Source organism: Dyadobacter koreensis (genome assembly GCF_900108855.1).
In the GTDB taxonomy this organism is placed as follows: Bacteria; Bacteroidota; Bacteroidia; order Cytophagales; family Spirosomataceae; genus Dyadobacter; species Dyadobacter koreensis.
In genome coordinates this window covers 128,704-152,257 of sequence record NZ_FNXY01000010.1, presented here as the reverse complement: position 1 = coordinate 152,257, position 23,554 = coordinate 128,704, and the positions used below count along the sequence as shown (strand labels likewise).

Annotated in this window: 21 protein-coding genes; 12 read left to right on the top strand and 9 right to left on the bottom strand. The window is 41.0% G+C overall.

Going from position 1 to position 23,554, the window contains the following annotated elements:
- Positions 1-2 precede the first annotated feature (2 nt).
- Positions 3-212, bottom strand: a complete 210-nt coding sequence (yidD, locus tag BMY70_RS27505) for a membrane protein insertion efficiency factor YidD (protein ID WP_090341092.1) — start codon at positions 210-212, stop codon at positions 3-5.
- 50 nt (positions 213-262) lie between these two features.
- Here yidD and lgt point away from each other — a divergent pair, with 50 nt between their 5' ends.
- Positions 263-1,093 carry a prolipoprotein diacylglyceryl transferase gene (gene lgt, locus BMY70_RS27500; protein WP_090341090.1) on the top strand — a complete coding sequence of 277 codons (831 nt, stop codon included), beginning with the start codon at positions 263-265 and terminating at the stop codon, positions 1,091-1,093.
- A 93-nt stretch (positions 1,094-1,186) separates the two neighbouring features.
- Positions 1,187-1,795 (top strand): hypothetical protein, encoded by a 609-nt coding sequence (locus BMY70_RS27495; RefSeq protein ID WP_090341087.1) that lies wholly within the window; start codon positions 1,187-1,189, stop codon positions 1,793-1,795.
- Between the two features lie 118 nt (positions 1,796-1,913).
- Here BMY70_RS27495 and BMY70_RS27490 read toward each other — a convergent pair whose 3' ends face one another.
- Positions 1,914-2,453 carry an RNA polymerase sigma factor gene (locus BMY70_RS27490; RefSeq protein ID WP_090341086.1) on the bottom strand — a complete coding sequence of 180 codons (540 nt, stop codon included), beginning with the start codon at positions 2,451-2,453 and terminating at the stop codon, positions 1,914-1,916.
- Positions 2,454-3,035: 582 nt separating this feature from the next.
- On the opposite strand from BMY70_RS27490, the gene BMY70_RS27485 reads away from it, so the two are divergent.
- The 4 genes from BMY70_RS27485 to BMY70_RS27470 are packed head-to-tail and all read left to right on the top strand — an operon-like array spanning position 3,036 to position 9,811.
- Entirely contained in the window at positions 3,036-4,964 is a 1,929-nt protein-coding gene (locus BMY70_RS27485; protein WP_090341083.1) for a PfkB family carbohydrate kinase, read from the top strand.
- Between the two features lie 18 nt (positions 4,965-4,982).
- Positions 4,983-6,167, top strand: a complete 1,185-nt coding sequence (locus tag BMY70_RS27480) for a sialidase family protein (protein ID WP_090341081.1) — start codon at positions 4,983-4,985, stop codon at positions 6,165-6,167.
- Positions 6,168-6,189: 22 nt separating this feature from the next.
- Positions 6,190-8,421 (top strand): ligand-binding sensor domain-containing protein, encoded by a 2,232-nt coding sequence (locus BMY70_RS27475; RefSeq protein WP_090341079.1) that lies wholly within the window; start codon positions 6,190-6,192, stop codon positions 8,419-8,421.
- A 10-nt stretch (positions 8,422-8,431) separates the two neighbouring features.
- A complete protein-coding gene (locus BMY70_RS27470) occupies positions 8,432-9,811 on the top strand; it encodes a DUF3748 domain-containing protein (RefSeq protein WP_090341077.1) in 1,380 nt (459 codons plus the stop codon).
- 403 nt (positions 9,812-10,214) lie between these two features.
- Here the strand turns inward: BMY70_RS27470 and BMY70_RS27460 are convergent, their stop codons facing one another.
- On the bottom strand, positions 10,215-11,246 hold the full coding sequence (locus BMY70_RS27460) for a LacI family DNA-binding transcriptional regulator (protein ID WP_090341071.1): 1,032 nt from the start codon (positions 11,244-11,246) through the stop codon (positions 10,215-10,217).
- A 190-nt stretch (positions 11,247-11,436) separates the two neighbouring features.
- Here BMY70_RS27460 and uxuA point away from each other — a divergent pair, with 190 nt between their 5' ends.
- The 4 genes from uxuA (at position 11,437) to BMY70_RS27440 (ending at position 15,897) form a co-directional block, all read left to right on the top strand.
- Positions 11,437-12,630 carry a mannonate dehydratase gene (gene uxuA, locus BMY70_RS27455; protein WP_090341067.1) on the top strand — a complete coding sequence of 398 codons (1,194 nt, stop codon included), beginning with the start codon at positions 11,437-11,439 and terminating at the stop codon, positions 12,628-12,630.
- Positions 12,631-12,675: 45 nt separating this feature from the next.
- On the top strand, positions 12,676-13,467 hold the full coding sequence (locus BMY70_RS27450; protein ID WP_090341065.1) for an SDR family NAD(P)-dependent oxidoreductase: 792 nt from the start codon (positions 12,676-12,678) through the stop codon (positions 13,465-13,467).
- Between the two features lie 36 nt (positions 13,468-13,503).
- Positions 13,504-14,343 carry a ThuA domain-containing protein gene (locus tag BMY70_RS27445; protein WP_090341064.1) on the top strand — a complete coding sequence of 280 codons (840 nt, stop codon included), beginning with the start codon at positions 13,504-13,506 and terminating at the stop codon, positions 14,341-14,343.
- A gap of 117 nt (positions 14,344-14,460) precedes the next feature.
- Entirely contained in the window at positions 14,461-15,897 is a 1,437-nt protein-coding gene (locus BMY70_RS27440; protein ID WP_090341062.1) for a Gfo/Idh/MocA family protein, read from the top strand.
- A 49-nt stretch (positions 15,898-15,946) separates the two neighbouring features.
- On the opposite strand, the gene BMY70_RS31770 is transcribed toward BMY70_RS27440, so the two are convergent.
- The 3 genes from BMY70_RS31770 to BMY70_RS27430 form a co-directional block, all read right to left on the bottom strand.
- Complete coding sequence (locus BMY70_RS31770) at positions 15,947-16,189, bottom strand: DUF1016 N-terminal domain-containing protein (RefSeq protein WP_218148687.1); 243 nt, start codon at positions 16,187-16,189, stop codon at positions 15,947-15,949.
- 12 nt (positions 16,190-16,201) lie between these two features.
- Positions 16,202-16,363, bottom strand: a complete 162-nt coding sequence (locus BMY70_RS31765; RefSeq protein WP_218148685.1) for a DUF1016 N-terminal domain-containing protein — start codon at positions 16,361-16,363, stop codon at positions 16,202-16,204.
- A gap of 77 nt (positions 16,364-16,440) precedes the next feature.
- Complete coding sequence (locus BMY70_RS27430; RefSeq protein ID WP_090341060.1) at positions 16,441-17,304, bottom strand: AraC family transcriptional regulator; 864 nt, start codon at positions 17,302-17,304, stop codon at positions 16,441-16,443.
- 141 nt (positions 17,305-17,445) lie between these two features.
- Between BMY70_RS27430 and BMY70_RS27425 the strand changes: the two genes are divergently transcribed.
- The gene (locus BMY70_RS27425; RefSeq protein ID WP_090341058.1) at positions 17,446-18,303 is read left to right on the top strand and encodes a sugar phosphate isomerase/epimerase family protein; all 858 of its coding nucleotides are present in this window, start codon (positions 17,446-17,448) and stop codon (positions 18,301-18,303) included.
- A gap of 209 nt (positions 18,304-18,512) precedes the next feature.
- On the opposite strand, the gene BMY70_RS27420 is transcribed toward BMY70_RS27425, so the two are convergent.
- The 3 genes from BMY70_RS27420 to BMY70_RS27410 form a co-directional block, all read right to left on the bottom strand.
- Positions 18,513-19,943, bottom strand: coding sequence for a glycoside hydrolase family 125 protein (locus BMY70_RS27420; protein ID WP_090341055.1), 1,431 nt, complete (start codon positions 19,941-19,943; stop codon positions 18,513-18,515).
- A 73-nt stretch (positions 19,944-20,016) separates the two neighbouring features.
- On the bottom strand, positions 20,017-21,288 hold the full coding sequence (locus tag BMY70_RS27415; protein WP_090341052.1) for an acyltransferase family protein: 1,272 nt from the start codon (positions 21,286-21,288) through the stop codon (positions 20,017-20,019).
- Between the two features lie 70 nt (positions 21,289-21,358).
- Complete coding sequence (locus BMY70_RS27410) at positions 21,359-21,970, bottom strand: GNAT family N-acetyltransferase (RefSeq protein ID WP_090341050.1); 612 nt, start codon at positions 21,968-21,970, stop codon at positions 21,359-21,361.
- Between the two features lie 252 nt (positions 21,971-22,222).
- On the opposite strand from BMY70_RS27410, the gene BMY70_RS27405 reads away from it, so the two are divergent.
- The gene (locus tag BMY70_RS27405) at positions 22,223-23,347 is read left to right on the top strand and encodes a Gfo/Idh/MocA family protein (protein WP_090341048.1); all 1,125 of its coding nucleotides are present in this window, start codon (positions 22,223-22,225) and stop codon (positions 23,345-23,347) included.
- Positions 23,348-23,554: the final 207 nt, after the last annotated feature.

The following is a 23,554-nucleotide window of genomic DNA, read 5'->3' as shown; positions in this document are numbered from 1 at the left end:
AATCAGGGAACTGGATCGTGACCATGTCCACCCCAGGGATGACAGCGGGAAAATCGTTTCAAACCCATTGGAACGCCTTTTATTACTCCATATTTCTGAATTGCCTGAATCATGTATTGCGAACAGGTGGGTGTATAACGGCATGAATTAGGCAGATAAGGTGATAAAACACCCTGATAAATCCGGACCAATCCAATGAGTAAAAATTTCATTTTGCTTCGTTGTGTAAAATATTAACTTTGACAATTAACATCATAAACGCATGATTTCCTATATAATTTGGGACGTAAATCCCGAAATCTTTACAATACCTCAATTTCTGGGTTTTGGCCCTTTCCCGGTTCGTTGGTATGGACTTCTTTTCGCAGCCGGCTTTTTGATCGGTCAGCAAATCATGATCCATATTTTCAAAAAAGAGAAAAAACCGCTTGAAGATATTGATGCGCTAACATTGTATATGGTGATATCAACCGTTGTGGGAGCCCGTGTTGGTCACTTTTTATTTTATGAACCAGAGGTTCTTTTCAAAAATCCGCTTGAAGTAATTCTTCCGCCATACGCCGGACTGGCCAGTCATGGAGCAGTGGTCGGGATCGTCCTGGGACTTTTTCTTTATTCCAGAGCACGGAAAGCAACTGGACAGACCTTTCTTTGGGTCGCTGATCGGATGGTTATTCTGGTAGCACTTGCCGGCTCGTTTATACGGATGGGAAATCTTATGAATTCAGAGATTGTCGGTCGTCCTACTGATGTGGCCTGGGGATTCATTTTCATGAAAAATACTGAATTTTTACAAATTCCAAGACATCCGGCTCAACTCTACGAATCGATTTCCTGCTTTGTGCTTTTCTTTATTCTGCTTGCTTTGTGGAATAAGTTCAAGGAAAATACACCCCGTGGCCTCCTGGTAGGAATTTTCTTCGTGTGGGTTTTCACACTACGATTCCTGTATGAATTTTTGAAAGAAAATCAGGAAGCTTTCGAAGCAAATTATGCTCTCAACATGGGACAGATATTAAGTATTCCTGTTGTAATTTTAGGTTTGTATTTCATTATCCAGTCCAGAAATCATACGATCCAGAAGGTCGGTTAATGCTTACAGGATTGCGGTTAACTAAATGATAATCAAATAGAGTAGTTTTTTAGTCCAATCGTATTTAACCTGTATAATCAATCCTCTGTTCCTATGAAAAAGAATTTTTTTTTAACGATGACTGTCGCCTCCGCGATCCTTTTTTCCAGCTGTGGCGGAAACAAGGAGACGGAGGAAAAGGAAGAGTCTAAGAGTACAGCCGATGCATTGCAGCAGTTTGCCGATAAAGCTAAAGAGATGCAAAGCAAAGAGCCGGTCGATCCTATTGACTTTCGTAAACTGAAAGAATTACTACCGGAAACAGTCGAAGGATTATCAAAAAAAGAATCTTCCGGAGAAAAAAACGGAGCGATGGGTTTCACTATTTCCAGAGCTGAGGCCAGGTATACAGATGACTCGGATGCTTCTGTTCACGTTGAAATATTCGATACCGGCGGCGTTGCAGGCGTTGCCACCATGGCGCTCGCAGCATGGACGATGGCCGACATCGACAAAGAAACCGATAACGGATATGAAAAAACAACCAAGCTGGAAGGTTACAAAGGCTTTGAAAAGTACAATAACGAAAGCAAATCCGGAGAGCTGAATGTGCTCATCGGCGATCGGTATGTTGTTAATGTTAACGGAAATAATATTACGATGGATAAATTGAAAAGTATCCTGGCCGATCTGGATCTGGAAAAATTATCCGAACTGAAATAAAATTAATTTTAATATTCTTAGTACAAAAAAGGAGCCAAATGGCTCCTTTTTCTGGGTTTAGGAATCTTTCTTCGTGTAGAGTTGTCGTGGGAGTAATATATTTTTTGTTGATGCGATCTTAAACAGTCGCAAAATCAACCTTTTCTCTTAATATCTGTTTGGCTTTGACCAGTTGATTCTTAACAGTATTTTTTGAAATTCTTAAAAACTCGGCAATTTCCTGATAAGACTTCCCTTCTTCAATATTCAGCCTTAATATCTGCTTTCTTTTGAGAGAAAGAGAATCAATTGCAGTTTGGATCAGATGAATCCGGCGCTCCTTTTCTTCTTTTTCATCATCAGCTGCAACTTTCATCACCTCCATATACTGTTTACGCAGAAATTCATTTTTTTCGAGCTTTTTGAAATGATCGAAAGCCATGTTACGAAGACAAGTAAAAAGGTATGAATTGAAGTTGTAATCCGGTTTGATATGATCTCGCTTCATCCAAATTTTCAAAAATACATCCTGCACCATATTTTCAGCCTCTTCTTCATCTTTCAATAAGGAGATTGAAAACCGCAATGCCGGTACTTTGTAATAATTATAGAGCTCTGCAAATGCCGATTCATCACCTTGCGTGACTTTAATCAGCGTATTTTCGTCAGGATGGGCCACGATAGTAAAGGTTTTATCAAATTTAAAAAGGGTTCCTTCTAAAATCTTACAATATTACAGTAAGTGATTATTCTTATTTTTTAATAAATTAATGCAATTAAAATCATCGAAAAAATCAATATTCAAAGCACTCTATAAATGGGAATATGACTTTTATTATGAAATAAATTTGCAAAAAAGCTCCATTATTAAAAGCATATTTTGCTGTTAGTAATTAGAATAACATTAAATTTTGATCGGTGCCAGTAGAATTGTGATTATAAATTTACAGTCACAATTTCAAATTCAGATCGCAACTTGCGTAAAAATATCTTCAATTTGCGCAAACGAGATTTTTTTAACGAAATCATAATGATAATTTTTCATTAAACACTTAAACCCTCTTTTTCTGCATTCTTTTAAGGCGTTAATTCTAATATTTAAAAGTATTTTTTACCCCAAAACCTCAGAGAAATTCATCTGAAATTTTTAAAATTAGGACCCTCTAAATAGCCCACCTCTGATAAAGAAGAGTATTATCTCAAACTGAAAATTGCCGGGTATCCAAACCTTTGGCTCAGCAACCAAATCGTAGAATCGCCGATGAATCAAATTCAGATCGAAAATATCCTGAGGAAAATCTCAGCTGTCAAGATTGCAGTCTACGGCGATTTTTGCCTGGATTCCTACTGGATTATGGACAAACGCGGTTCAGAAATTTCAATCGAAACCGGTTTAAAAGCGGAAGCTGTTTCTAAGCATTATTATAGTCCGGGAGGTGCCGGAAATGTTGTGGCCAATCTGGCTGCTTTAAAACCTGGAAAAATCAAAGTTATCGGTGTAGTCGGTGATGATATTCATGGAAGAGAGCTGACGTTGCAATTACAAAATCTGGGTGCGGACACGACTTCTCTTTTTATCCAGGATAAAAATTTTGACACTTATAGTTATTTAAAACGCCATGTCGACGGCAAGGAACAACCTAGAATTGACTTCGGGCTGTTCAATGAGAGAAACCTTGAAACGGATCAAAAAATTTTACAGTCCATTGAAGAAACGCTGGAAGAATATGACGCACTGATTTTTAATCAGCAGGTTCTGGGAAGTATAAATAATGAATCGTTTATAAAAAAAGCAAACATCATTTTTGAAAGGTATGACAAAAAAATTGTGATGCTGGATTCACGGCACTACAATAACCGATTTGAGAATACCTATCGGAAAGTAAATGATCGGGAAATTGCTTCTTTGCTCGGCATCTCTTTTAGGGCAGGTGAACTAATCTCTACAAGCAACGTAAAAAAATACGGTGCTGCGGTTTTCAATAAATCGCAGAAACCAGTTTTCGTTACCTGCGGAGAACGAGGAATTTTGGCTTTTGACGCAACAGGCAGTTATGAAATTCCGGGTCTGCAATTAAAAGGAAAACTGGACACTGTTGGAGCCGGAGACACGACGATCAGTGCTATTACGCTTTGCCTGGCTGCAGGGATTTCAGTCGGCCAGGCAGCAATGTTTGCCAACTTTGCTGCAGCCGTCACCGTTCAAAAACTATTTACAACTGGCACCGCGACTGCCGGGGAAATTCTAAAAATAAGCCTTGAACCTGATTTTGTCTATAATGCAGATCTGGCTGAGAATGAACGTCAGGCAATTTATCTCGAAGGCACCGAATTCGAGATTTGTGATTCCGAAATTATCAATCATTTAGGAAAAATCCGCTATGCCGTTTTCGATCATGACGGAACAATCAGTTCTCTGCGACAAGGCTGGGAAGAAATTATGGAGCCCGTTATGATGAAATCGATTCTGGGCGCTCAGTATAGTTCGGTCGATCCGGGAATATTTCATAGTGTCCAGGAGCGCGTACGGGAATTTATTCAAAAAACAACCGGTATCCAGACGATTTATCAGATGGAAGGTCTCATAGAATTGGTCCGTGAGTTTGGCTTTGTCCCTGAAAGTGAAGTTCTTGACAAATATCAGTATAAAGAATTGTACAATACCGGGTTAATGGAAATGGTCAGCAAACGGGTACAAAAACTACAATCCGGAGAATTGGGCCAGGAAGATTACACGATAAAAGGTGCTGTTCCTTTTCTGCAAAAACTGAAAGAGCGTGGCGTTAAACTATATCTCGCCAGTGGGACGGACGAGCCGGATGTAATCAAGGAAGCTGAAATGTTAGGATATGCGCGTCTTTTTGACGGTGGAATTTATGGTGCGTTGAAAGACTATACTAAGTTTTCTAAAAAAATGATCATTGAAAAAATCATCAAAGATAATCATTTGGAAGGCAACGAGCTGGCCGTTTTTGGCGATGGGCCAGATGAAATAAGAGAGGGCCGACGTGCAGGCGGGATTTCAGTTGGTATCACAAGCAACGAACTGCAGCGTTTTGGTCGCAACCCGGCGAAAAGACCTCGCCTTGTACGTGCCGGAGCTCAATTATTAATTCCTGATTTTTCACAGTATAAAAAATTACTATCACTTCTGTTTCAGGAAAATATCGATTTCGCTTCAAAATCCTGACCAAGTGCCCTCTACTCTATGAAAATTTTTATTGCGCTTTTTATTGGCTGTCTGCTGGTACTAACTGAATCATTCGCACAGGACAAGAATGTTGTCCATGACATGTTAATTTTCCCCCAGCAGGAAAAACACGTTCATGCAAGCAGCCTGGTTCATTTACCAAATGGAGATTTTCTGGCCGCCTGGTTTCAGGGCAGTGGTGAACGAACCGCCGATGATGTAAAAATCATGGGTGCCCGTTTAAAAAAAGGAGGAAAAGTGTGGAGTGAGCCATTTTTGATGGCAGATACGCCGCTAATACCGGATTGCAATCCCGTGTTATTCTTAAACGCCAATGGAAAACTTTTTTTGGTATGGATCGCGGTTCAGGCAAATCTCTGGGAACAATCGATTCTACGTGTTAAAACTTCAATTGATTTTGAAAAGCCAGGCGCGCCTGTTTGGAACTGGCAGGATAATATTTTACTAAAACCCGACAAAACTTTTTCAGAGGAAATTGTAACAAAATTTAAAACAATGCCTGAATCAAACGTTGGCTGGGCAGGTTATGCGCCGAAATACGACGACATGATTATCGAAGCAAGTAAAGATATTACAAAAAGAAGTATAGGCTGGATGACGCGTATCAAACCACTTTTGATGGATAATGGCCGAATTGTTTTACCACTCTATTCTGATGGTTTTAATCTTTCCATGATGGCAATTTCCGATGATAACGGCGAAACCTGGCGCCCCGGATTGCCGGTAGTCGGCCGCGGACCGATCCAGCCGGCTCTGGCCAGAAGAAAAAATGGAAATCTGGTGGCCCTCATGCGTGATAGCGGCGACGATCCGAATCGTGTTCATATCAGCGAGTCAAAAGATAAGGGTGAAAGCTGGACGGCAAGTTCGAAAACAGATATACCTAATACGGCAAGTGTGGAACTTCTGGTTTTGCAGGATGGAAAATGGGCGTTTCTGGGAAATGATATCGATGACGGCAGACATCAACTGAGCTTACGGATTTCGGATGACGAAGGTAAGACCTGGAAATGGAAAACTTTTGTTGAAAATGATTTATCTGAAAAAGGTAGTTACTCTTATCCGTCTCTGATACAGACCGGCGATGGGTTATTGCATATGACCTACTCCTACCATCCTGAAAAGCAGAAAAAATCAATAAAATATGTTGTTGTTGATCCCAGAAATCTGATCAGAAATTAAAATTCTCTTTTACCTCTTCTATATGCGAAATTTTTTTTCTTTCACTCTCGTCGTCTGTTTTACCGCGGTCTGTTTTTTGTCATGCAGCAAGCCTTCGATGAAGCAGCCAGTCCACACGGACAATCCCTTTTTGCAGGATTATAGTATCAAATATTATTCTGATACGACCAAAGTAACGCTTCTGAAAGCTTATTCAGATCGCAATGGTTCAATAAAAATTCTCTCAAAAGAAGGACTTAAACATCCCTTTGGAGGCCAGTTTTTATACCATGGGTCGGTTCTGCCTGATAATTCTTACCGGTTTATGGGCGACAAGAAAATTTCTGCCACCGGAACTTATCAAAATCAGTTTGTTTACCTGAGTGATTCTGTAGTTTTCAGCAATGCCTGGGCCGGAAAATTATTTTCAAGACACACTTTGACTGCCGCTAGAATCTTTGAAGGTGGTAAGGACTTTTCTTTTCTCGTTTCAGACGGAAAGACGCTTCAACTTATAAAAGATTCAAAAAATATTTGGACCGGATCTGTTCAGGGAGACGAAATTCTGGCAATACGTTATGACGAAAAAGCAGGCACATTTTGGATTCTCGGCAAAAAAACTATGTCGCAGTTATCAACTGACAATGAGTTTTCAACAGTTTTGAATGGTTCAAATTTCACGTCTTTTGACATTGTAGAAAAAGGCCGGAAAATTATTATCGGGACAACAGATGGGTATCTGACGTTTGACCCTGCAACTAAAAAACAAACAGGCGAAATCAATAAAAAACTTCCCGTTACCAATATTACCGCCATTAAGGAAGTCAATGGGAAAATATGGTTTGGATCAAATGAGGGCGCTTTTGCCATGCGTGACAGCGGAAAATACGATTATTATAATGGCGAAAGATGGTTACCGGGAAATAAAGTAATTCATATTTCGGCAGGACCTGGTAGATCCGTTCTAGTTTTAACCACTGCCGGTTTGGGCCAAATTGCGTTTAAAGAAATGACGCTCGAAGAAAAGGCTGTTTACTTTGAAGAACAAGTACGGCTAAGGCATATCAGGAATGGATTTAACGCCGCGCTGGACAATATGGAAAGAGGAAATCTGGCGACCGGTTATATGTCCGACTCGGACAATGACGGGCTTTGGACCTCGATGTATCTGGGTGGAGAAATTTTTCGGTACGCTGTAACAAAAGATTCCTCCGCGCTTCAAAATTGCCGAGAATCCCTTGAAGCCATGGAAAGACTATACACGGTAAATCCTGTCCCAGGTTTTCCTGCCAGGTCTTTTGAACGAAGCGGCCATATCGAAAGTCTTTCTGATTCGGAACGTTGGCAGCACAGCACTGAAAAGGAATGGGATTGGAAATCTACGACGAGCAGTGACGAAATTATAGGCCATATCTTTGCCTTCGGTGCCATGGCCGAACTGGTAGATGATCCTTCGATGAAAACCCGGGCAGTTACCCTGATCGATACAGTAATGTCACATATTTTAAAAAATGATTTGTATCTGATCGATTTTGACGGAAAACCTACGATGTGGGGAAAATGGAATCCAAAGTATGTTAATTCGTTCCCGACCAATGTTGGCGACAGAAAACTGAATTCTTCCAATATTATTTCAATGCTGCAAACTGCTTATCATTTTACCAACAAAGAAAAATATAAGATAAAAGCGTTTGAGCTGATGAATAAATTCGGCTATTATGAAAACATGATGCGCCCGATGAGTGAGATCGGAAAAGCGCCGGAAGATGCCGATGAGCACGCAAAACATATGTCAGATGGCTGGAATCATTCAGATGATGAAATGTACTTTGTGGGATACTGGGGTTTATATCGGTATGCATTTAACGACACGTTAAAAACTGCATATAAAAAACAGATCATTGACCACTGGCAGGCGGAGCGTCCTGAGAAAGAAGGTGCATGGAATATTTTTACAGCATTGACCGGAACGGATGAATTTGATTTAAAAGAAGCGGTCTGGTATTTACAGGAATATCCACTTGACATGATCAATTGGTCGATTAAAAACAGTCATCGAAAAGACATCGGTCTCATTGAGCCAAACTTCCGTAAACAAACGACAAAAGAAGTATTGCCGCCAGACGAAAGACCAGTTAAACGCCACAACAGCAATACTTTTGACCTCGACAGAAATGGAGTTGGTGGTACTTCCGAAGAAAGTGCGGGTGATATCTGGCTGCTGCCTTACTGGATGGGAAGATTTTTGGGCATCATCAGCGCACCTGCCAAATAGCACCAAAGCCATGAACAGCTTATCTTTGTATCTGTATTTATTAATTTTCTCCATGTCTACCTTCCAACCAAAAAAAGAAACCGACGAAAAACAGATTACCAGCGATCTTGCATACAATCATGATCTGGATAACAATGATAATTTTTCACCGGATGGTAATTGGCTGGTTTACGACACAAGAACTGATGATGGAGGAATTGCTGCTTCGGCCAGAATCGAAAAAGTGCATATTGAAACAGGTGAGATAAAAGTACTTTTTAACATTAAAAATAACGAATTATGGGGTCCTGGCGCGGGTGCAGTTAGTTTCAGTCCAAAAAGCAATTCGGTTGTATTTATTCATGGACTAGCAAATAGTACCAGGGAAAACCCCTATCAGCAATGGCGCAGAACAGGTGTCATTATTGAAGATTCCAATCCTCACGTACCGATCTATATGGATTCCCGGGATGTTATTCCTCCTTTTACGGCCGGAGCTTTGCGGGGTGGAACCCATCGGCATGAGTGGAGCGGAGATGGGAAATGGATTGGCTTTACTTATAACGATGCGATTCTGAAAGCTTTGGAAGACTCCACGGGAATCAGAAGAAATCTGAGAACAATTGGGGTTTCGAAAAAAGTAAGTCCGGTATCGGTCGATAAAAATTCTGAAAATATCTCCGGGGAATGGTTCAGTGCACTGGTGGTTCGCGTAGTGCCTGAACCTAAACCTGGTAGTGATGAAATCAGTCACGCCGCCAGTGACAGCTGGGTTGGCTCGAATGGCTATCGTGGCCCTGATGGAAAAATACAACTAGCCAGAGCTTTTCTTGGTACGGTTGCGGATAAAAATGGAAAAAGTATATCCGAAGTTTTTATCGTAGATATTCCGGAAGATATTACCATACCCGGCGATCTGGGACCGTTAGAAGGAACTGTTGATGATTTCCCTATGCCGCCCAAAGGAGCCGCTCAACGCAGATTAACCTTCACGGCTAATCAAAAATACCCTGGATGCTCAGGAATCGTCCGTTCTTCTCCTGACGGAAACTTCCTTGCATTTTTCGCAAAAGATGAGAATGGCCTTGAACAGGTTTATGTGATTTCCTCAACTGGCGGCGAACCCTTTCAACTAACTGAACATGAATCCGGTGTATCGGGAAATTTACGCTGGCATCCCGACGGAAAACATATTAGTTATGTTTGGAACGGTAGTATTATGTTATGCAAAGTTGAAAAAAATCCCTTCAAAGATCGCGTCGAAATTTTAACAAAATCTACAAATCCAGCTCCGACCAATATTGTCTGGGCACCTGACGGAAAAATGTTTGCTTTCAATAGACTTGTAAAATCTGAAAATGGGAGAAAAACAACTTCGCAGATATTTATAAAATTATATTCATTAAAATAACAAACTGTAAATATTATTGACACAAATATTATACAGTGCAGTATTTTAATCGAATGATTCTTAAAACTTTTCGAGAGAATATAAAGTAGCATGATGAGTATGCTATGCGCTTCGTGGACAAGCTGATCAAAATTTTTATTATATCGGGATCAGAGCAATGGATACGGTTTCATATTGAAGTCCAGCGTTACAACAACAGACATTTTGCCGAGAGAATGTTCATTTATACCGGATTTTCGATAAATACAAAAAGCCAATTACTGCAGTTGCGATTTTCATGGATTATTACACACGATTTAAACCAAATAAATTTGAACAGAATTTTCCTGGCACTGAAAATTGCATCCTTAGTAGGTGTTTCTGTGGAGATGGTAGAGAAAATAAATACGGAATTAGAGCGTAACTAATAACTAACCGCCATTTTCGTGGACGACCCTCTGATTATCAATTCAGATCGTAAGATAATTGTCTCCGAAACATCTATTGGCTGCGTTCCTTTTAAATGATTAATCAGACTACGAACCGCGACCTCTCCCATCTGCTGTCCGGGATAGTAAACAGTTGTCAGATTAGGTTCAATAACCTGCGAAACCGGGTCATTATTAAAGCCAACCACTGCGATATCGTCTGGTATTAAATAGCCTTTTTCCTTTAATGCCTTCATGCATGTTACAGCACAAAGGTCATTGGAAATAAAAATTCCATCCGGCTGAAATTCCATTTCACTGATTCTCTGCGCTACAAATTTTCCTGCTTCCTGAGACAGATCTGTGACCACGACAAGGTCATCATCTAATTTTAATCCATGTTCAAGAACTGCATTTTGAAACCCTTTTAGCCGCCCGGAGTAAACATTCCTTTTGAGATTTCCGGTAACGTGCATAATGCGACGACACCCTTGGCTGATCAAATGAGACGTAACTTCGTAACCGGCCAGGACATTATCAATTGCCACTCCACTGCATTTCGGATGGTCGATGATCCGGTCGAAAAACAAAACCGGAACTCCTTTTTTTATGAAATTTTCGAAATGCTCAAAGGTTTCCGTGTCATAAGCCACGGATGCCATCAGACCATCAACACGGCTGTTAAACATCGTTTTGGCATTAGAAATCTCCTTCTTTGCCGATTCCAGAGACTGGCTGATCAGTAGATTATAACCCGACTCGTTTGCTTCCTGTTCCATTCCTGCCAAAACGGCGGACATAAAATGGCTATTTAAACGAGGAACAATAACGCCTAACGTATTGGTACTACGACGTCGAAGATTACTCGCAAAAGTATTTGACCGGTATCCCATTTCCATGGCTTTCGCACTGATCAACACTTTTGTTTTACTGTTTATGGCCGGATGATCATTTAAAGCTCTGCTCACCGTCGCCGGAGAGATCTCCAGAATTTTAGCAATATCATATATGGTAACTTCTTTTTCCATTGCAGCAACGACAGTTGAGATTTGAAATGAAAGATAGCAACAAAATGATGGTTTAAAAAATTTAATGCAATCGGTTGCAATGCAAATTAATATTTAGATATTTATACCTGAAAACAAATTTCCGTTATTACCTACTCATTCGTTCAGGTAAATCACGCATATGAACTAACAACCAATTTCAATACGAAGCATGATACATACTATGCGGTGGTTCGGCCCAAATGATCCGGTTTCATTGATGGATATCCGCCAGGCAGGATGCAGCGGGATTGTAAGCGCTCTGCATCAGATTCCGGTTGGAGATATCTGGAGCTCCCAAGCCATCGGAGAAAGAAAAAGGCTTATTGAAGAAAAGAATGGCCAATATTCTCCCTTGAAATGGCTTGTTGTCGAGAGTTTACCAGTACATGAGGACATAAAAAAAGGGCTTCCGTCACGCGAGCTCTATATTGACAATTATAAAAAGTCTTTGAAAAACCTTGCCGCTTCCGGCATAAAAGCCGTCTGCTATAACTTCATGCCTGTGCTTGACTGGTCCAGGACCTCACTTGATTATGAAATGCCGGAAGGTTCAAAAACCCTTCGTTTCGTTTGGGTTGATTTCGCCATTTTTGATTTATTTATATTAAAAAGGCCAAACGCAGAAGAAGATTATGAGCCGGAAACACGTATCGCGGCAGAAAGTAAATATCAGAGCATGTCATCTTACCAGCTTTCTGTGCTTACGAATACTGTTTTATTAGGATTGCCAGGTTCAGAGGAAGCTTTCGATCTGAACATATTTCAAAGTCTGCTGGATCAATATGCTGAAATTGACGACGCTCAATTGAGACAAAATCTTTATCATTTTATTTCTCAGGTTGCCCCTGTCGCACAGGAGGCAGGAATTAACCTTTGCATACACCCGGACGATCCGCCAAGGTCGCTACTGGGACTTCCTCGTGTTGTAAGCACGGAGTCCGACTTCTCGAAATTGATGAAGGCCAGCAACGTCAGAGCGAATGGAATTACTTTTTGCACGGGTTCCCTGGGCGTTAGAGAAGACAATAATCTTCCAGGAATGATTGAAAAATTCGGCGATCGAATTCATTTTGTGCATTTACGAACTACAAAACGCGAAGAAGGCACAAGGAATTTTCATGAAGCGCCACACTTGAATGGTGACGTGGATATGTATGAGGTTGTGAAAGCGATATTGAAGGAAGAAAAAAGACGAAAAAAAGCCGGATATTCAGATGATAGCCTGCCAATGCGCCCGGATCACGGTTTCCAGATGTTGGATGATTTACAGAAAAAAACTTATCCTGGCTACTCCGCTATCGGACGTTTAAAAGCCCTTGCCGAGCTGCGCGGATTGGAGCTGGGAATATCAAGATCTTTATAGTCAGCAGTCGGACACATAAATTTTACTATTCACTATTTTAATAAAATGCCTGAATCATTAGTTAAAGAAGAAACTTTTCAATCCTCAATTTTTTCTCTAACGGGGAAAACTGCGCTGATTACCGGCGGCGGAAGTGGCATCGGTTTTTACATTGCCGAATGTATGGTACAGGCTGGTGCCAGTGTTGTTTTAACTGGCCGGCGAGAATCCGTTTTACAGGAAGCTGTTGAAAAATTAGGGGGAAAAGCAACTTATTTCGTCAATGATATTACGCAGCTAGACACGATCCCAGCGCTTGTTGAGACAATTGAAAAGCAATGTGGTGTTATTGATATTTTGGTAAATAATGCCGGGATCAATATGAAAAAATTTGCGGTGGAAGTTACTGACGCCGATTTTGACCGGATCGTTCAAACCAATTTGCATGCTGTTTTTTCAATGACCCGCGAATGCGGAAAACGTATGATCGAACGAAAATCCGGTTCTATCATTATGATTACTTCGATGGCCGCTTTATACGGTATTGATCGTGTTGTTGCTTATACGGCATCCAAATCAGCTGTGGGCGGAATGGTGAAAGCCCTGACCACAGAATTTTCACCTTATAATGTCAGGATAAATGCAGTAGCACCCGGATTTATCGAAACACCTATGATGCTGACTGCCATGAACGGCGATCCGTCACGCAGGGACAAAGCGATGGATCGCACTCCGATGGGGACTTGGGGAAAACCGGATGATATCGGATGGGCGGCAGTATTTCTGGCCTCTAGTGCAGCCAAATTCATTACGGGTGTTTCGCTCCCGGTTGACGGTGGGAATTCCATCGGTTTCTAAGACAATTTATTCCTTAACCTTATAAAGATTCCAGTAATGAAAAAAACAGTTTATGAAAAGTTAACAAGTCTTGTCTTACTGCTTGCACTGGCACTTTTCAGCTTTCCAGTTCAGGCACAAAAAATTAAATGGAACAAAGTAAAAATTCTGGTTTATACCAAAAATGGTAAAGGGTATGTGCATGACAATATTGCCAATTCTGTTGAAGCAATTCAGGCATTGGGAAAACAACATGGCTTTGCCGTTGATGTGAGTGAAGATCCGTCCAAATTCACAGATGAAAATCTCGAACAATATGACGCTTTGGTTTTTTCAAATACCAATAACGATGTTTTTGATACGGATGCGCAACGTGTTGCCTTGATGCGATATATTCAGGCCGGCGGAAATTTCGTCGGACTACATTCTGCATGCGGTACGGAAAGAAGCTGGCGATGGTTCAAGAATATGCTTGGCGGAACGTTCTTCTGGCACGAACCCGGACAAAGCTTTTCAGTGAATATCCTGGATTCAAAAAATCCTTCACTTTCACATTTGCCCCAAAAGTGGAATCGTGAAAAAGATGAATTTTATTTCTTAAAAGAAATGAGTGTAAATCTGAATGTATTGGCGGTTAACGATCATACCACAATTCAGAAACCAGCCGGAAAGGCACTGGATACTTTTGGTACTGTGTTCCCGTCCGTTTGGTGGCATGAATACGATGGCGGAAGAGCATTTTATACGTCTATCGGACATGAAAAGGAAGATTATTTAAAGGAAGATCTTCGTAAACATATTCTTGGGGGAATCGAGTGGGCGATAGGATCGCAAAAGCCACGAAATTATGGCAAAGCCTATGCCAAATCTCCAACGGACGACATTCGAACGAATTAGGCCTGAAAGGCCGGCATATCTTAACATGGGGCAGCGCCCTATGGAACGACCATCTGACAAATCCCCTGATATTCGCATCACTATCTGATCCGATCAACTCTTAAACCTCTGAATCCAATGAATAGCTCAGAAGAAAAAAATCAAAGCAGAAGATCTTTCCTTAAAACTGCTGGAACAGGCACAGCTGGAATCATTGCCGCTTCTATGTTCCCGACCATTGTTCCTGCCAGTGTTTTCGGAAAAAATGCGCCAAGTAATAAGATAAATATCGGGCAAATCGGTTTTGGTCGTATCGGATCGTCTCACGATTTACCGGAGGTAATAAAAAATGAAGCGGCGCATGTTATTGCTGTCGCAGACCTTGATAAAAATAGATTGGCACAAGGAAAAATATGGATTGAGAAAAAATATGCAGAACGCACCGGGAAGGAAAAATACCTGGATGTAAAAACATACGACGACTATCATGAAATTTTGTCAAGAAAAGATATTGACGCGGTCATAATCAGTACGCCCGATCACTGGCATGCGCAACCGGCAATGGAAGCGGCCATAGCAGGAAAACATATTTATATGCAAAAGCCAACTTCTCTGACGATCAGGGAAGGGAGGCAAATGGCAGATACGGTGATCAAGAAAAAGGTTATTTTCCAACTTGGAAGCCAGCAACGTTCGATGAACCCATGGCCACAATTTAAAAGAACTTGTGAACTGGTCCGTAACGGAAGAATTGGAAAACTAAAAAAAGTATATGTGGGTCTTCCAGGCGATCCTGCCGGAGGCAATCCCGCGAAAATGCCAGTTCCTTCTAATTTGAATTACGATATGTGGCTGGGCTCAACTCCTGACATTTATTACACACTGGATCGCGTACACTCTCAAACAGATATGCTGAACGAGCGCCCTGGCTGGCTTCGACTTGAACAATTCGGCGCTGGAATGATCACAGGATGGGGTTCTCACCACATTGATATTGCCCATTGGGGAATGGATACTGAACTTACGGGCCCAATTGAAATTGAAGGAAAAGCCACATTCCCCGCTCCGGGGTCGGGCCTGTGGGATGTTCACGGCGATTTTTTAGTGAACGCAAAATACGCGAACGGCGTCGAAATGGAAATCGGGGGAACAAATCCAAACGGCGTAAAATTTGAAGGAACCGAAGGCTGGATCTTTGTTTCGCGTGGAAATGTGGGAGTAACCGCATCTGACCCTGGCGCAGCGGCGGCGGCAAAAGAGAACAAGGCATTTTATGCAAGTGATCCAAAAATTCTAGGATCAGTAATCGGGCAAAATGAGGTTCATTTGTACGAAAGTCCTGAACAACATCAGAACTGGATTGAAAGTATTCAGAGTGGTAAGCAAACGATTAGTCACGCAGAAATTGCGCAACGTTCCTGCTCAGCTTGTCTGATTGCTCATACAGCTATGAAACTTGGCAGAAAACTCAAATGGGATCCTAAAAAGGAAGACTATATCGGAGACAAAGAAGCAAGTGCAACTTTATCAAGGCCTCAGCGAGGACCTTATGGAACTACGAAAGTAAGAGCATAAAATTATAAAAAAGTTCGAATCTATTTCGTCCTGAAAGTATCTATCTTTTTCATTTAATTTGCCTTTCAAGCTGACATGCAGTCCATGTATTTTTCACACTTTCAAGAATATAATATTCTCTCCTATCTTCATTTTCGATTGGTAAAAGAAGCTTATAATGAGTCCAGCTGAATTGTGTCCGCAGTGCGGACACAATTGGAAACAGGCGGTAAAACTGCCGGTACCAGTTCAATTGCCGATAAGAAAAACCACTTCCAAATTCTGGTGAAAGCTCATTTGCAAGTGACTTGATTAAATAAGTTCCTTACTCAGCTCTGTCTTTACCTTTCTGTTCTTCTTCAAAAATACGCTTACCAATATGCCAATACATCAGCACTCTGGCATTATCCACTGCTCTGATTGCCGTTTCACGGCTTTGCAGAATCATTAATTTAATTTCCTGAATCAAACTTTTATTCAATTCCATATCAGTAAGGTCTGGTTCCGCAGATTCAAAATTTTCTGCTCTTCCTACTGACGGAAAATTGTAGTTAATGTAACGAATCAATCATAATTCCCTTTATACTCGCGCGGCGTATGTCCGATATATCTTTTAAAATTTCTGTTAAAATTGGAAAGCGAATCGAACCCGCTGTCGTATGCAATCTGCGCGATTGTCCATTGGTCCTCCAACAACAATTTACAGGCGTGGCCGACGCGTATTTCGTTTACAAAGTCAATGAAAGTTTTATTTGAACGCGCTTTAAAATAACGGCAAAAGGCAGCTTCACTCATCCCGGCAAGCGATGCAACATCTCCCAACCGGATTTCCTGTGCAAAATGCTGAAGAACGTAATTATGCACTTTTTGCATGCGTTCCGTTTCCGAAACTTTATAGGTATTAACATAGCCGTAACTGGCAATTGGGCTGCCCGCATCACCGTGGGCAAGTTTATCGAGCAAAGTCAATAATCGTAAAATCCCGTGGAAGCCTTCTGCATTTCTTAATTCCAGAAGTTCTTCCCGGATATGATCCCGTAACGCTCCTTTATATTCAACTCCTCGTTTTGAATCAATTAAAAGCTGCTTTAAATGAAGCATTTCTGGCTTTTCAAAAAAATCTTTACCAAGAAAGTCTTCCTGAAAATAAAGAACGACTCCATGGGTAAACAGATCGGAATTACCTCCAAAGTATGCCGGATCACTCCGCCATAAATGCGGGATGTCCGGGCCGAGAAAAACGGTATCGCCTGGTTCAAAAGTTTGAATAGAATCTCCGATCAGTCTTTTCCCAGTGCCTTCCAAAACAGTAAATAGCTGATAATGAGGATGAAAATGCCAATTTGGATCAAAGTGATGTTCTCGAAGTTCATGAACCGTTACTGACCTTACCGGACTTTCTACATTTTTATGAATCGGCGCTTTCATAGGAATTATTGACTTGTCTGAATTTTGCCAAAATTAATGAACATATTTAAACAAAAGTCAAAATACAGCTAGTTCTAATCAAAAGAGGAAAAGTATTTAGTATTTTGTTGTTGTAAAATTGTATTAAAAAAAATAATCTGCATGAAGTATAGCATGAATCTCCTGTTGTGGGGAAATCAAATTGACGATAAACTCTTTCCTACCCTTGAACTGATTAAAGAAATAGGATTTGACGGCATTGAGGTGCCAATATTTAATACCAATCCTGAACATTGGTTTAAATTCCGTAAAAAGCTGGATGATATTGGATTATCTTGTGAAACCGACACAATTTGCGGTCCCGATCATCATTTGATCAGCCAAGACCCTTCCATGCGGAAAGCCACCTTGGAACATTTGAAACGTGCATTGGACTGCTCACTTGTTTTGGGAGCTACCAAATTAATGGGTCCTTATCATTCAGCATTAGGTGTTTTCACCGGACAGCCAGCCACAGCGGATGAATGGAAATGGGCGGTCGACAGCATCAGAGAGCTAGCCGATTACGCTGGCGAACTTGATATCACTTTAGGCCTGGAATATCTAAATCGATTTGAACTATACCTAACAAGTTGCGGTGATGAACTCATCCGTTTTGTCGATGACGTTAATCACCCTAATTGTAAGATTATGTTTGATACGTTTCACGCCAATATCGAGGAAAAAAATATCGGCGACACGATGCGCAAAATGGGAGATCGAATTTCCTTCATACAGCTTTCAGAAAATGACCGGTCGACGCCAGGAAAAGGAAATGTCGATTGGGAAGGAATCTTTGGTGCAATCCGCGATCTGAAATATGACGGCTGGATTAGTATTGAAGCATTTAGTCCAAAACTACCTGTTGCTAACATCTGGAGAAAAATGTTTGAATCGGAAGAGCAGTTAATGCGCGACGGTTTGTCTTTTATCAAATCCAACATTGAGAATCCTCAGATTGTAAAACCTGTCGCGTTTTAATAGTATCTTTTTTACCGGTCGGACGGCGAAAAACCCGTCCGACCGGCCGCTCCGTTCGATGGCTTTTTCCGCCATCGGACGGATAAAGGACAGTTATGTAACCTATGCGACTATCTGAACAGCGGAAACATTAATTCGCACTAAACTTTTAAACAAAACGAGTTCCGATTTAAATTTCGATGCTCGTTCTGTTATAGGAGATATTAACCCTAGTAAACCTTCGCCAGAAGATGCGGTCGTTCTTTTTCCAGCTTCAAAATCAACTCACCAAAAAGTGTGTTAACCCAGGCAAACCACTTGCGTGTGAATTTTGACTGGTCGTTTTTGTCGAACGATTCGTGCATAAATCCTGTATGATTATGCGTATTTTTCAACATTTTCAACTGCGCTTCAATTTCTTTATCATCCGTTGAAGTGATCGCGCGCGCTATAATTCCCATTGGCCAGATCTGGTCGATCAAAGTATGCGGACTTCCCAAACCCTCCCCTGCTTTTCCTTTGAAATAATACGGATTAGAATCACTCAGTACAAATTTTCTTGTGTTGACATAAATCGGATCTTTAACCGACATTGCGTTCAGATATGGCATACTGATCAAACCAGGAATTCCGGCGTCGTCCATCAATAAATAATTTCCAAATCCGTCCACTTCGAAAGCATAGATTTTACCGAATTGCGGATGTGGATATACGGCATATTTTTTCAATGCATTTTCAACTTCCGTGGCAAGTGCCTTAAACTCGTTAGCGAGCTTAGTTTCTTTCGCTATTTTCTCCAAAAGTTCTGCTACCTCACGGAAAGATACGACTGCAAAAAAATTTGAAGGAATGAAAAATGGATAAACCGCAGCGTCATCCGATGGACGGAAAGTACTTGCAATCAGGCCAACCGGTTTAATGGGATTTCCATATCCATTCCCTGGAACTGTATCCGTAGACCACGCCGTACTACGCCCAAATGTATAAGGACCACGATTTTCTTTACGTTGCTGCTCCTTGCAGGTTTGTAAAATCAATTGAACGGCCTTTAACCAGTCGGCATCAAAGGGTTTGATATCTCCCGTCGTTTTCCAGTAATTATATGATAAACGAATGGAATAACACAGAGAATCAAGCTCCCACTTTCGCTCATGAAGCATTGGTTTCATGGCCGTCCTGTCGGACGTCCACTCACTTTCTTTCGGCTGATCATAAAATGCGTTGGCATATGGATCAATCAAAATACATTTTGTCTGACGGTTGATCAGCCCGGCGACCATTTCCTGCAATTGCGGATCATCTTTCATCAACGGCAGATATGGCCAAACCTGCGCCGAACTATCGCGGAGCCACATCGCATCGATATCACCGGTAATAACAAATGTATCCGGTCTGCCATCAATCGGCTTGAAATGAACCGTTGTATCGAGAGTATTTGGAAAACAGTTTTCAAACATCCAGGCGAGTTCGGGATCTTTAATCACCTTTTTCATTCTTGTTATCGTCGCTTCAACGGCGGTACTTTTAAAACTGCGTTGATCAGCAGCTATTCTTACGGTTGGAAAATCATCCGGACTTCCCTTAGCAAACGACCAGTTTCCCGCGGCAATTCCCGCAGCAGCCAGAGCAGAAGTTTTCAAAAATGTTCTACGTTCTATCATTCGAAATTATGCGTAATCAGACTTTTTTAAATTTTTTAAAAAAGCAATTTAGGCAAAATTTCAACACAGAACTCTAAACCCTGAACACCAGTTTTTTACGGTAAAGGATATACAAGATCACATACCATAAAGTCAGATAAGTCAGTGCGTAAGCAAGTGACGCATTGACCGGATTTGAAAAAAGTGGCGAAAGAATAAACTGATAAAAATAAGTCTGTAAAGTGATAGGATCATGGTCCGGCCCTCCCGGATTATCGATCAGTATGCTACTCAAAACTCTGGGGATAATTCCGGAAAAGAAAAATACAACCATAGGATTGACACCAAATATTACAAAGAATTTTGTCCATCCGGAGATACCTAAAACGTCGATTATATAATACAAAACCACCAGACATGCAGATGCAATTCCAGCCGCATACAATACATATGAACTTGTCCAAAGTGATTTATTGATAGGAAAAACAATATTCCATAGCAAACCTAAAACAACTGCAAAGACGGATCCGATAAGCAGATATAACGCCTTTTTGTCTTTTGATAAATGATTTGTCAATAATGTTCCGACGAGAAGTCCGGCAATACCCGTGCTGATCGCGGGGAGCGTGCTAAGAATCCCTTCCGGATCCCAGGTTTTTGAAGTTGCCCACAAATGCCCGGGAAGCAAATAATTATCCAGCCATGCAGCCAGATTTGTGCCTTTCTCAAAATTGGGACCGCCAATTCCGGGAATGGGAATTAAAGTCATCAGGGCCCAATAGACTAGCAAAACAATCAAACCGAAAACAGCCTGTGTTTTCCAATTCGTTTTTAAATACAGTAAAGAGACAATCAGATATACAATCGCGATTCTTTGTAAAACACCTGGAATTCTCACGTTTTCATAATGAGCAAATCCACCGAAAGCGAGTAACATCATGATTGTAAAAATGCTCACTGCCGAATAAAACTGAAGTCTTCGATCATAGTCCCTAAAAAGAAGTGCTACAATGATGGCTGTTATTATTAATCGAACGCCGAGCAGAGGTAAACCTTCCAACCCAAAAGCCTGAATTTTCGAGAAAAAACTTAGAAATAATCCAAGACAAAAAATCCGTAATGTCCTGGTGAGTATTTTTTGTATTGCGTTTATGTTCAGGCTTTTATTCGAAGTTGCTAAAACAACAGACACCCCCACAATAAAAAGAAAGGTAGGAAAAACCAGATCCGTCGGTGTACAACCGTGCCATTCCGCATGAAGCAAAGGAGAATATACATGTCCCCAGTCACCGGGATTGTTAACGATCGTCATGAGGATGATTGTTAGTCCACGCAGGACATCCAAAGATATAAGCCGCGATTTCATTAAATTTTCTTCTTAAAAGTTAGAAGACACAAGTTACTGCTTTTCCTCTCCAACTAAATCTATTTAGCGGTTAGTAATCAGCTGTTGGCTTTTCCTTAGTCATATGAAAATACTGATGTCCCATAAAATCCCTTTTTCCTACCTGTTGAAAACCAATGTTTTCGTACAATTTTTTCGCTGACGGATTTCCCGTATCTACAATAAGCCCAACCCGGTCAAAGCCGAGAGAAAAAGCATGTTCGCAGAATGCAGTAATCAATTTTTTACCTATGCCTTTCCCTTGCTGGCTTGCGTTGACATTTACACAATCAAGATAATATTCCCCCGCTTCAGTTTCATCATTCGGGTAAAAATCAGGATCCGATTTATGCAATTCATCCAGGATAGGCTGTCTTAATTCGTGGAGTAGTTTCCCATCATAACCAGTGACGGCACCAACAATCCCTGATTCATTTTCATACACCAGGGTATTCGCATAACTGTACTGGTTTTTATCTTGTCTGAAAAAATTTTCAACAAACGGGATGCCATCATCAGGATTTTCTGAACCCCCAAAAATACCCGCAATATGCCCGAGAGCAAGAATCATTAATGGTGCAACGGTCGGTGCATCCTCAGGTTTTGCCGGTCTGATCATGTTTTTCTCTTGCGGATAATTTTTGTTAAAAAGAATATTACTCATTTTTTCATTATAGCTTTATTTTGCTTAAAAGGCGACACGAATTTAAAAACAAGTCAAAATACAGTTAGTACTAATCAAAAGACGTAAAGTTTTTAGCATTATTTTGCTGTAAAATTGTATTGTTAATAATAGAGCAAGGCAAAATACAATTCGTTCCTCAGGGTTACATCGGAAATGTCCTGAAAAGATCACGCTGGTGCTTTCAATTATAGCCTTACAACCTTATCCGAATCTTTAATCCTTTACTATAATATGTCACAAAAAATTAACATTGCCATTGTAGGTCTCGGTTTTGGAGCTGAATTTATTCCTATTTATCAGCGTCATCCGAACGCTAATATGTATGCAATCTGCCAGCGTACCGAGTCAAAATTGAACGCAGTAGGCGACCAGTATGGAATTGATGTTCGTTACACAAGTTATGAAGACCTTTTGAATGACCCAAAGGTAGATGCGGTTCATATTAACTCACCAATTCCAAATCACGCGGAGCAAACACTGAAAGCCCTTCGTGCCGGCAAACATGTGGCTTGTACTGTACCGATGGCAACCAGCGTTGAGGATTGTATGGAAATTGTTAAGGTTTGCAAAGAAACAGGCAAGAAATACATGATGATGGAAACGGTGGTTTATGCCCGTGAATTTCTATTTGTGAAAGAATTATACGAAAAAGGAGAACTGGGTAAAATACAATTCCTGAAAGCCAGTCACCAACAGGATATGGAAGGATGGCCTGACTACTGGCCAGGTTTGCCTCCAATGCATTACGCGACGCATTGCGTTGGGCCGGTTGCAGGATTATTAAAACTGGAAGCGGAATATGTATCCTGCTTCGGTTCTGGAACGATCAGCGAAGATTTAGCAAAAATCCATAATTCTCCTTTTGCCGTAGAATCAGCACACATCAAGTTCAAGGATAGCGATTTATCGGCGTATGTATACCGCTCACTCTTTGATGTGGCGCGTCAATACCGCGAAAGTTTTGAAGTTTACGGAAGCAAAAAATCTTTCGAATGGCCGTTGATCGAAGGAGAAGATCCTGTGATACATACTGCTAAAAAACCTGAACATGAGATCGCTGAGCATGTAAAAACGCCGGATTACGCGCATTTGCTGCCGGAAGAAATTCAGCAGTTTACGGGACATGGTGTGTACGATGCTGACGACAATTCACACCTGTCATTTGTACAAGGAGGCGGCCATGGAGGATCACACCCACATTTGGCTAATGAATTTATTGCCGCGCTTATCGAAGATCGTGACCCGTTCCCGAATGCATGGCAATCTGCAAACTGGACAAGTGTTGGTATCCTCGCGCATGAATCGGCTTTGCAAGGCGGCGCTTTGATTCAATTGCCTGATTTTAAAAACGCATAGATTGGATATACAATAATTATTTCGGTGCTCCGCACCTTCGGAAGATTGATTTAAGATGATGGATTTCTACAAATATTAGGGTGCTCTGCACCATTAGAGGGGTACGAAGTTGATATGTTCAATAAAGGTGCAGAGCACCGAAGTATTTGTAGAAACAAAATAATTAAAACAACAGAAAAGGTGCAGAGCACCGAAATATTTGTAGAA

Coding starts and splice junctions, on each gene's coding strand:
- yidD (WP_090341092.1), bottom strand. CDS start 212: ATGAAATTTTTACTCATTGGATTGGTCCGGATTTATCAGGGTGTTTTA.
- lgt (WP_090341090.1), top strand. CDS start 263: ATGATTTCCTATATAATTTGGGACGTAAATCCCGAAATCTTTACAATA.
- BMY70_RS27495 (WP_090341087.1), top strand. CDS start 1,187: ATGAAAAAGAATTTTTTTTTAACGATGACTGTCGCCTCCGCGATCCTT.
- BMY70_RS27485 (WP_090341083.1), top strand. CDS start 3,036: ATGAATCAAATTCAGATCGAAAATATCCTGAGGAAAATCTCAGCTGTC.
- BMY70_RS27480 (WP_090341081.1), top strand. CDS start 4,983: ATGAAAATTTTTATTGCGCTTTTTATTGGCTGTCTGCTGGTACTAACT.
- BMY70_RS27475 (WP_090341079.1), top strand. CDS start 6,190: ATGCGAAATTTTTTTTCTTTCACTCTCGTCGTCTGTTTTACCGCGGTC.
- BMY70_RS27470 (WP_090341077.1), top strand. CDS start 8,432: ATGAACAGCTTATCTTTGTATCTGTATTTATTAATTTTCTCCATGTCT.
- BMY70_RS27460 (WP_090341071.1), bottom strand. CDS start 11,246: ATGGAAAAAGAAGTTACCATATATGATATTGCTAAAATTCTGGAGATC.
- uxuA (WP_090341067.1), top strand. CDS start 11,437: ATGATACATACTATGCGGTGGTTCGGCCCAAATGATCCGGTTTCATTG.
- BMY70_RS27450 (WP_090341065.1), top strand. CDS start 12,676: ATGCCTGAATCATTAGTTAAAGAAGAAACTTTTCAATCCTCAATTTTT.
- BMY70_RS27445 (WP_090341064.1), top strand. CDS start 13,504: ATGAAAAAAACAGTTTATGAAAAGTTAACAAGTCTTGTCTTACTGCTT.
- BMY70_RS27440 (WP_090341062.1), top strand. CDS start 14,461: ATGAATAGCTCAGAAGAAAAAAATCAAAGCAGAAGATCTTTCCTTAAA.
- BMY70_RS31765 (WP_218148685.1), bottom strand. CDS start 16,363: ATGGAATTGAATAAAAGTTTGATTCAGGAAATTAAATTAATGATTCTG.
- BMY70_RS27430 (WP_090341060.1), bottom strand. CDS start 17,304: ATGAAAGCGCCGATTCATAAAAATGTAGAAAGTCCGGTAAGGTCAGTA.
- BMY70_RS27425 (WP_090341058.1), top strand. CDS start 17,446: ATGAAGTATAGCATGAATCTCCTGTTGTGGGGAAATCAAATTGACGAT.
- BMY70_RS27420 (WP_090341055.1), bottom strand. CDS start 19,943: ATGATAGAACGTAGAACATTTTTGAAAACTTCTGCTCTGGCTGCTGCG.
- BMY70_RS27415 (WP_090341052.1), bottom strand. CDS start 21,288: ATGAAATCGCGGCTTATATCTTTGGATGTCCTGCGTGGACTAACAATC.
- BMY70_RS27410 (WP_090341050.1), bottom strand. CDS start 21,970: ATGAGTAATATTCTTTTTAACAAAAATTATCCGCAAGAGAAAAACATG.
- BMY70_RS27405 (WP_090341048.1), top strand. CDS start 22,223: ATGTCACAAAAAATTAACATTGCCATTGTAGGTCTCGGTTTTGGAGCT.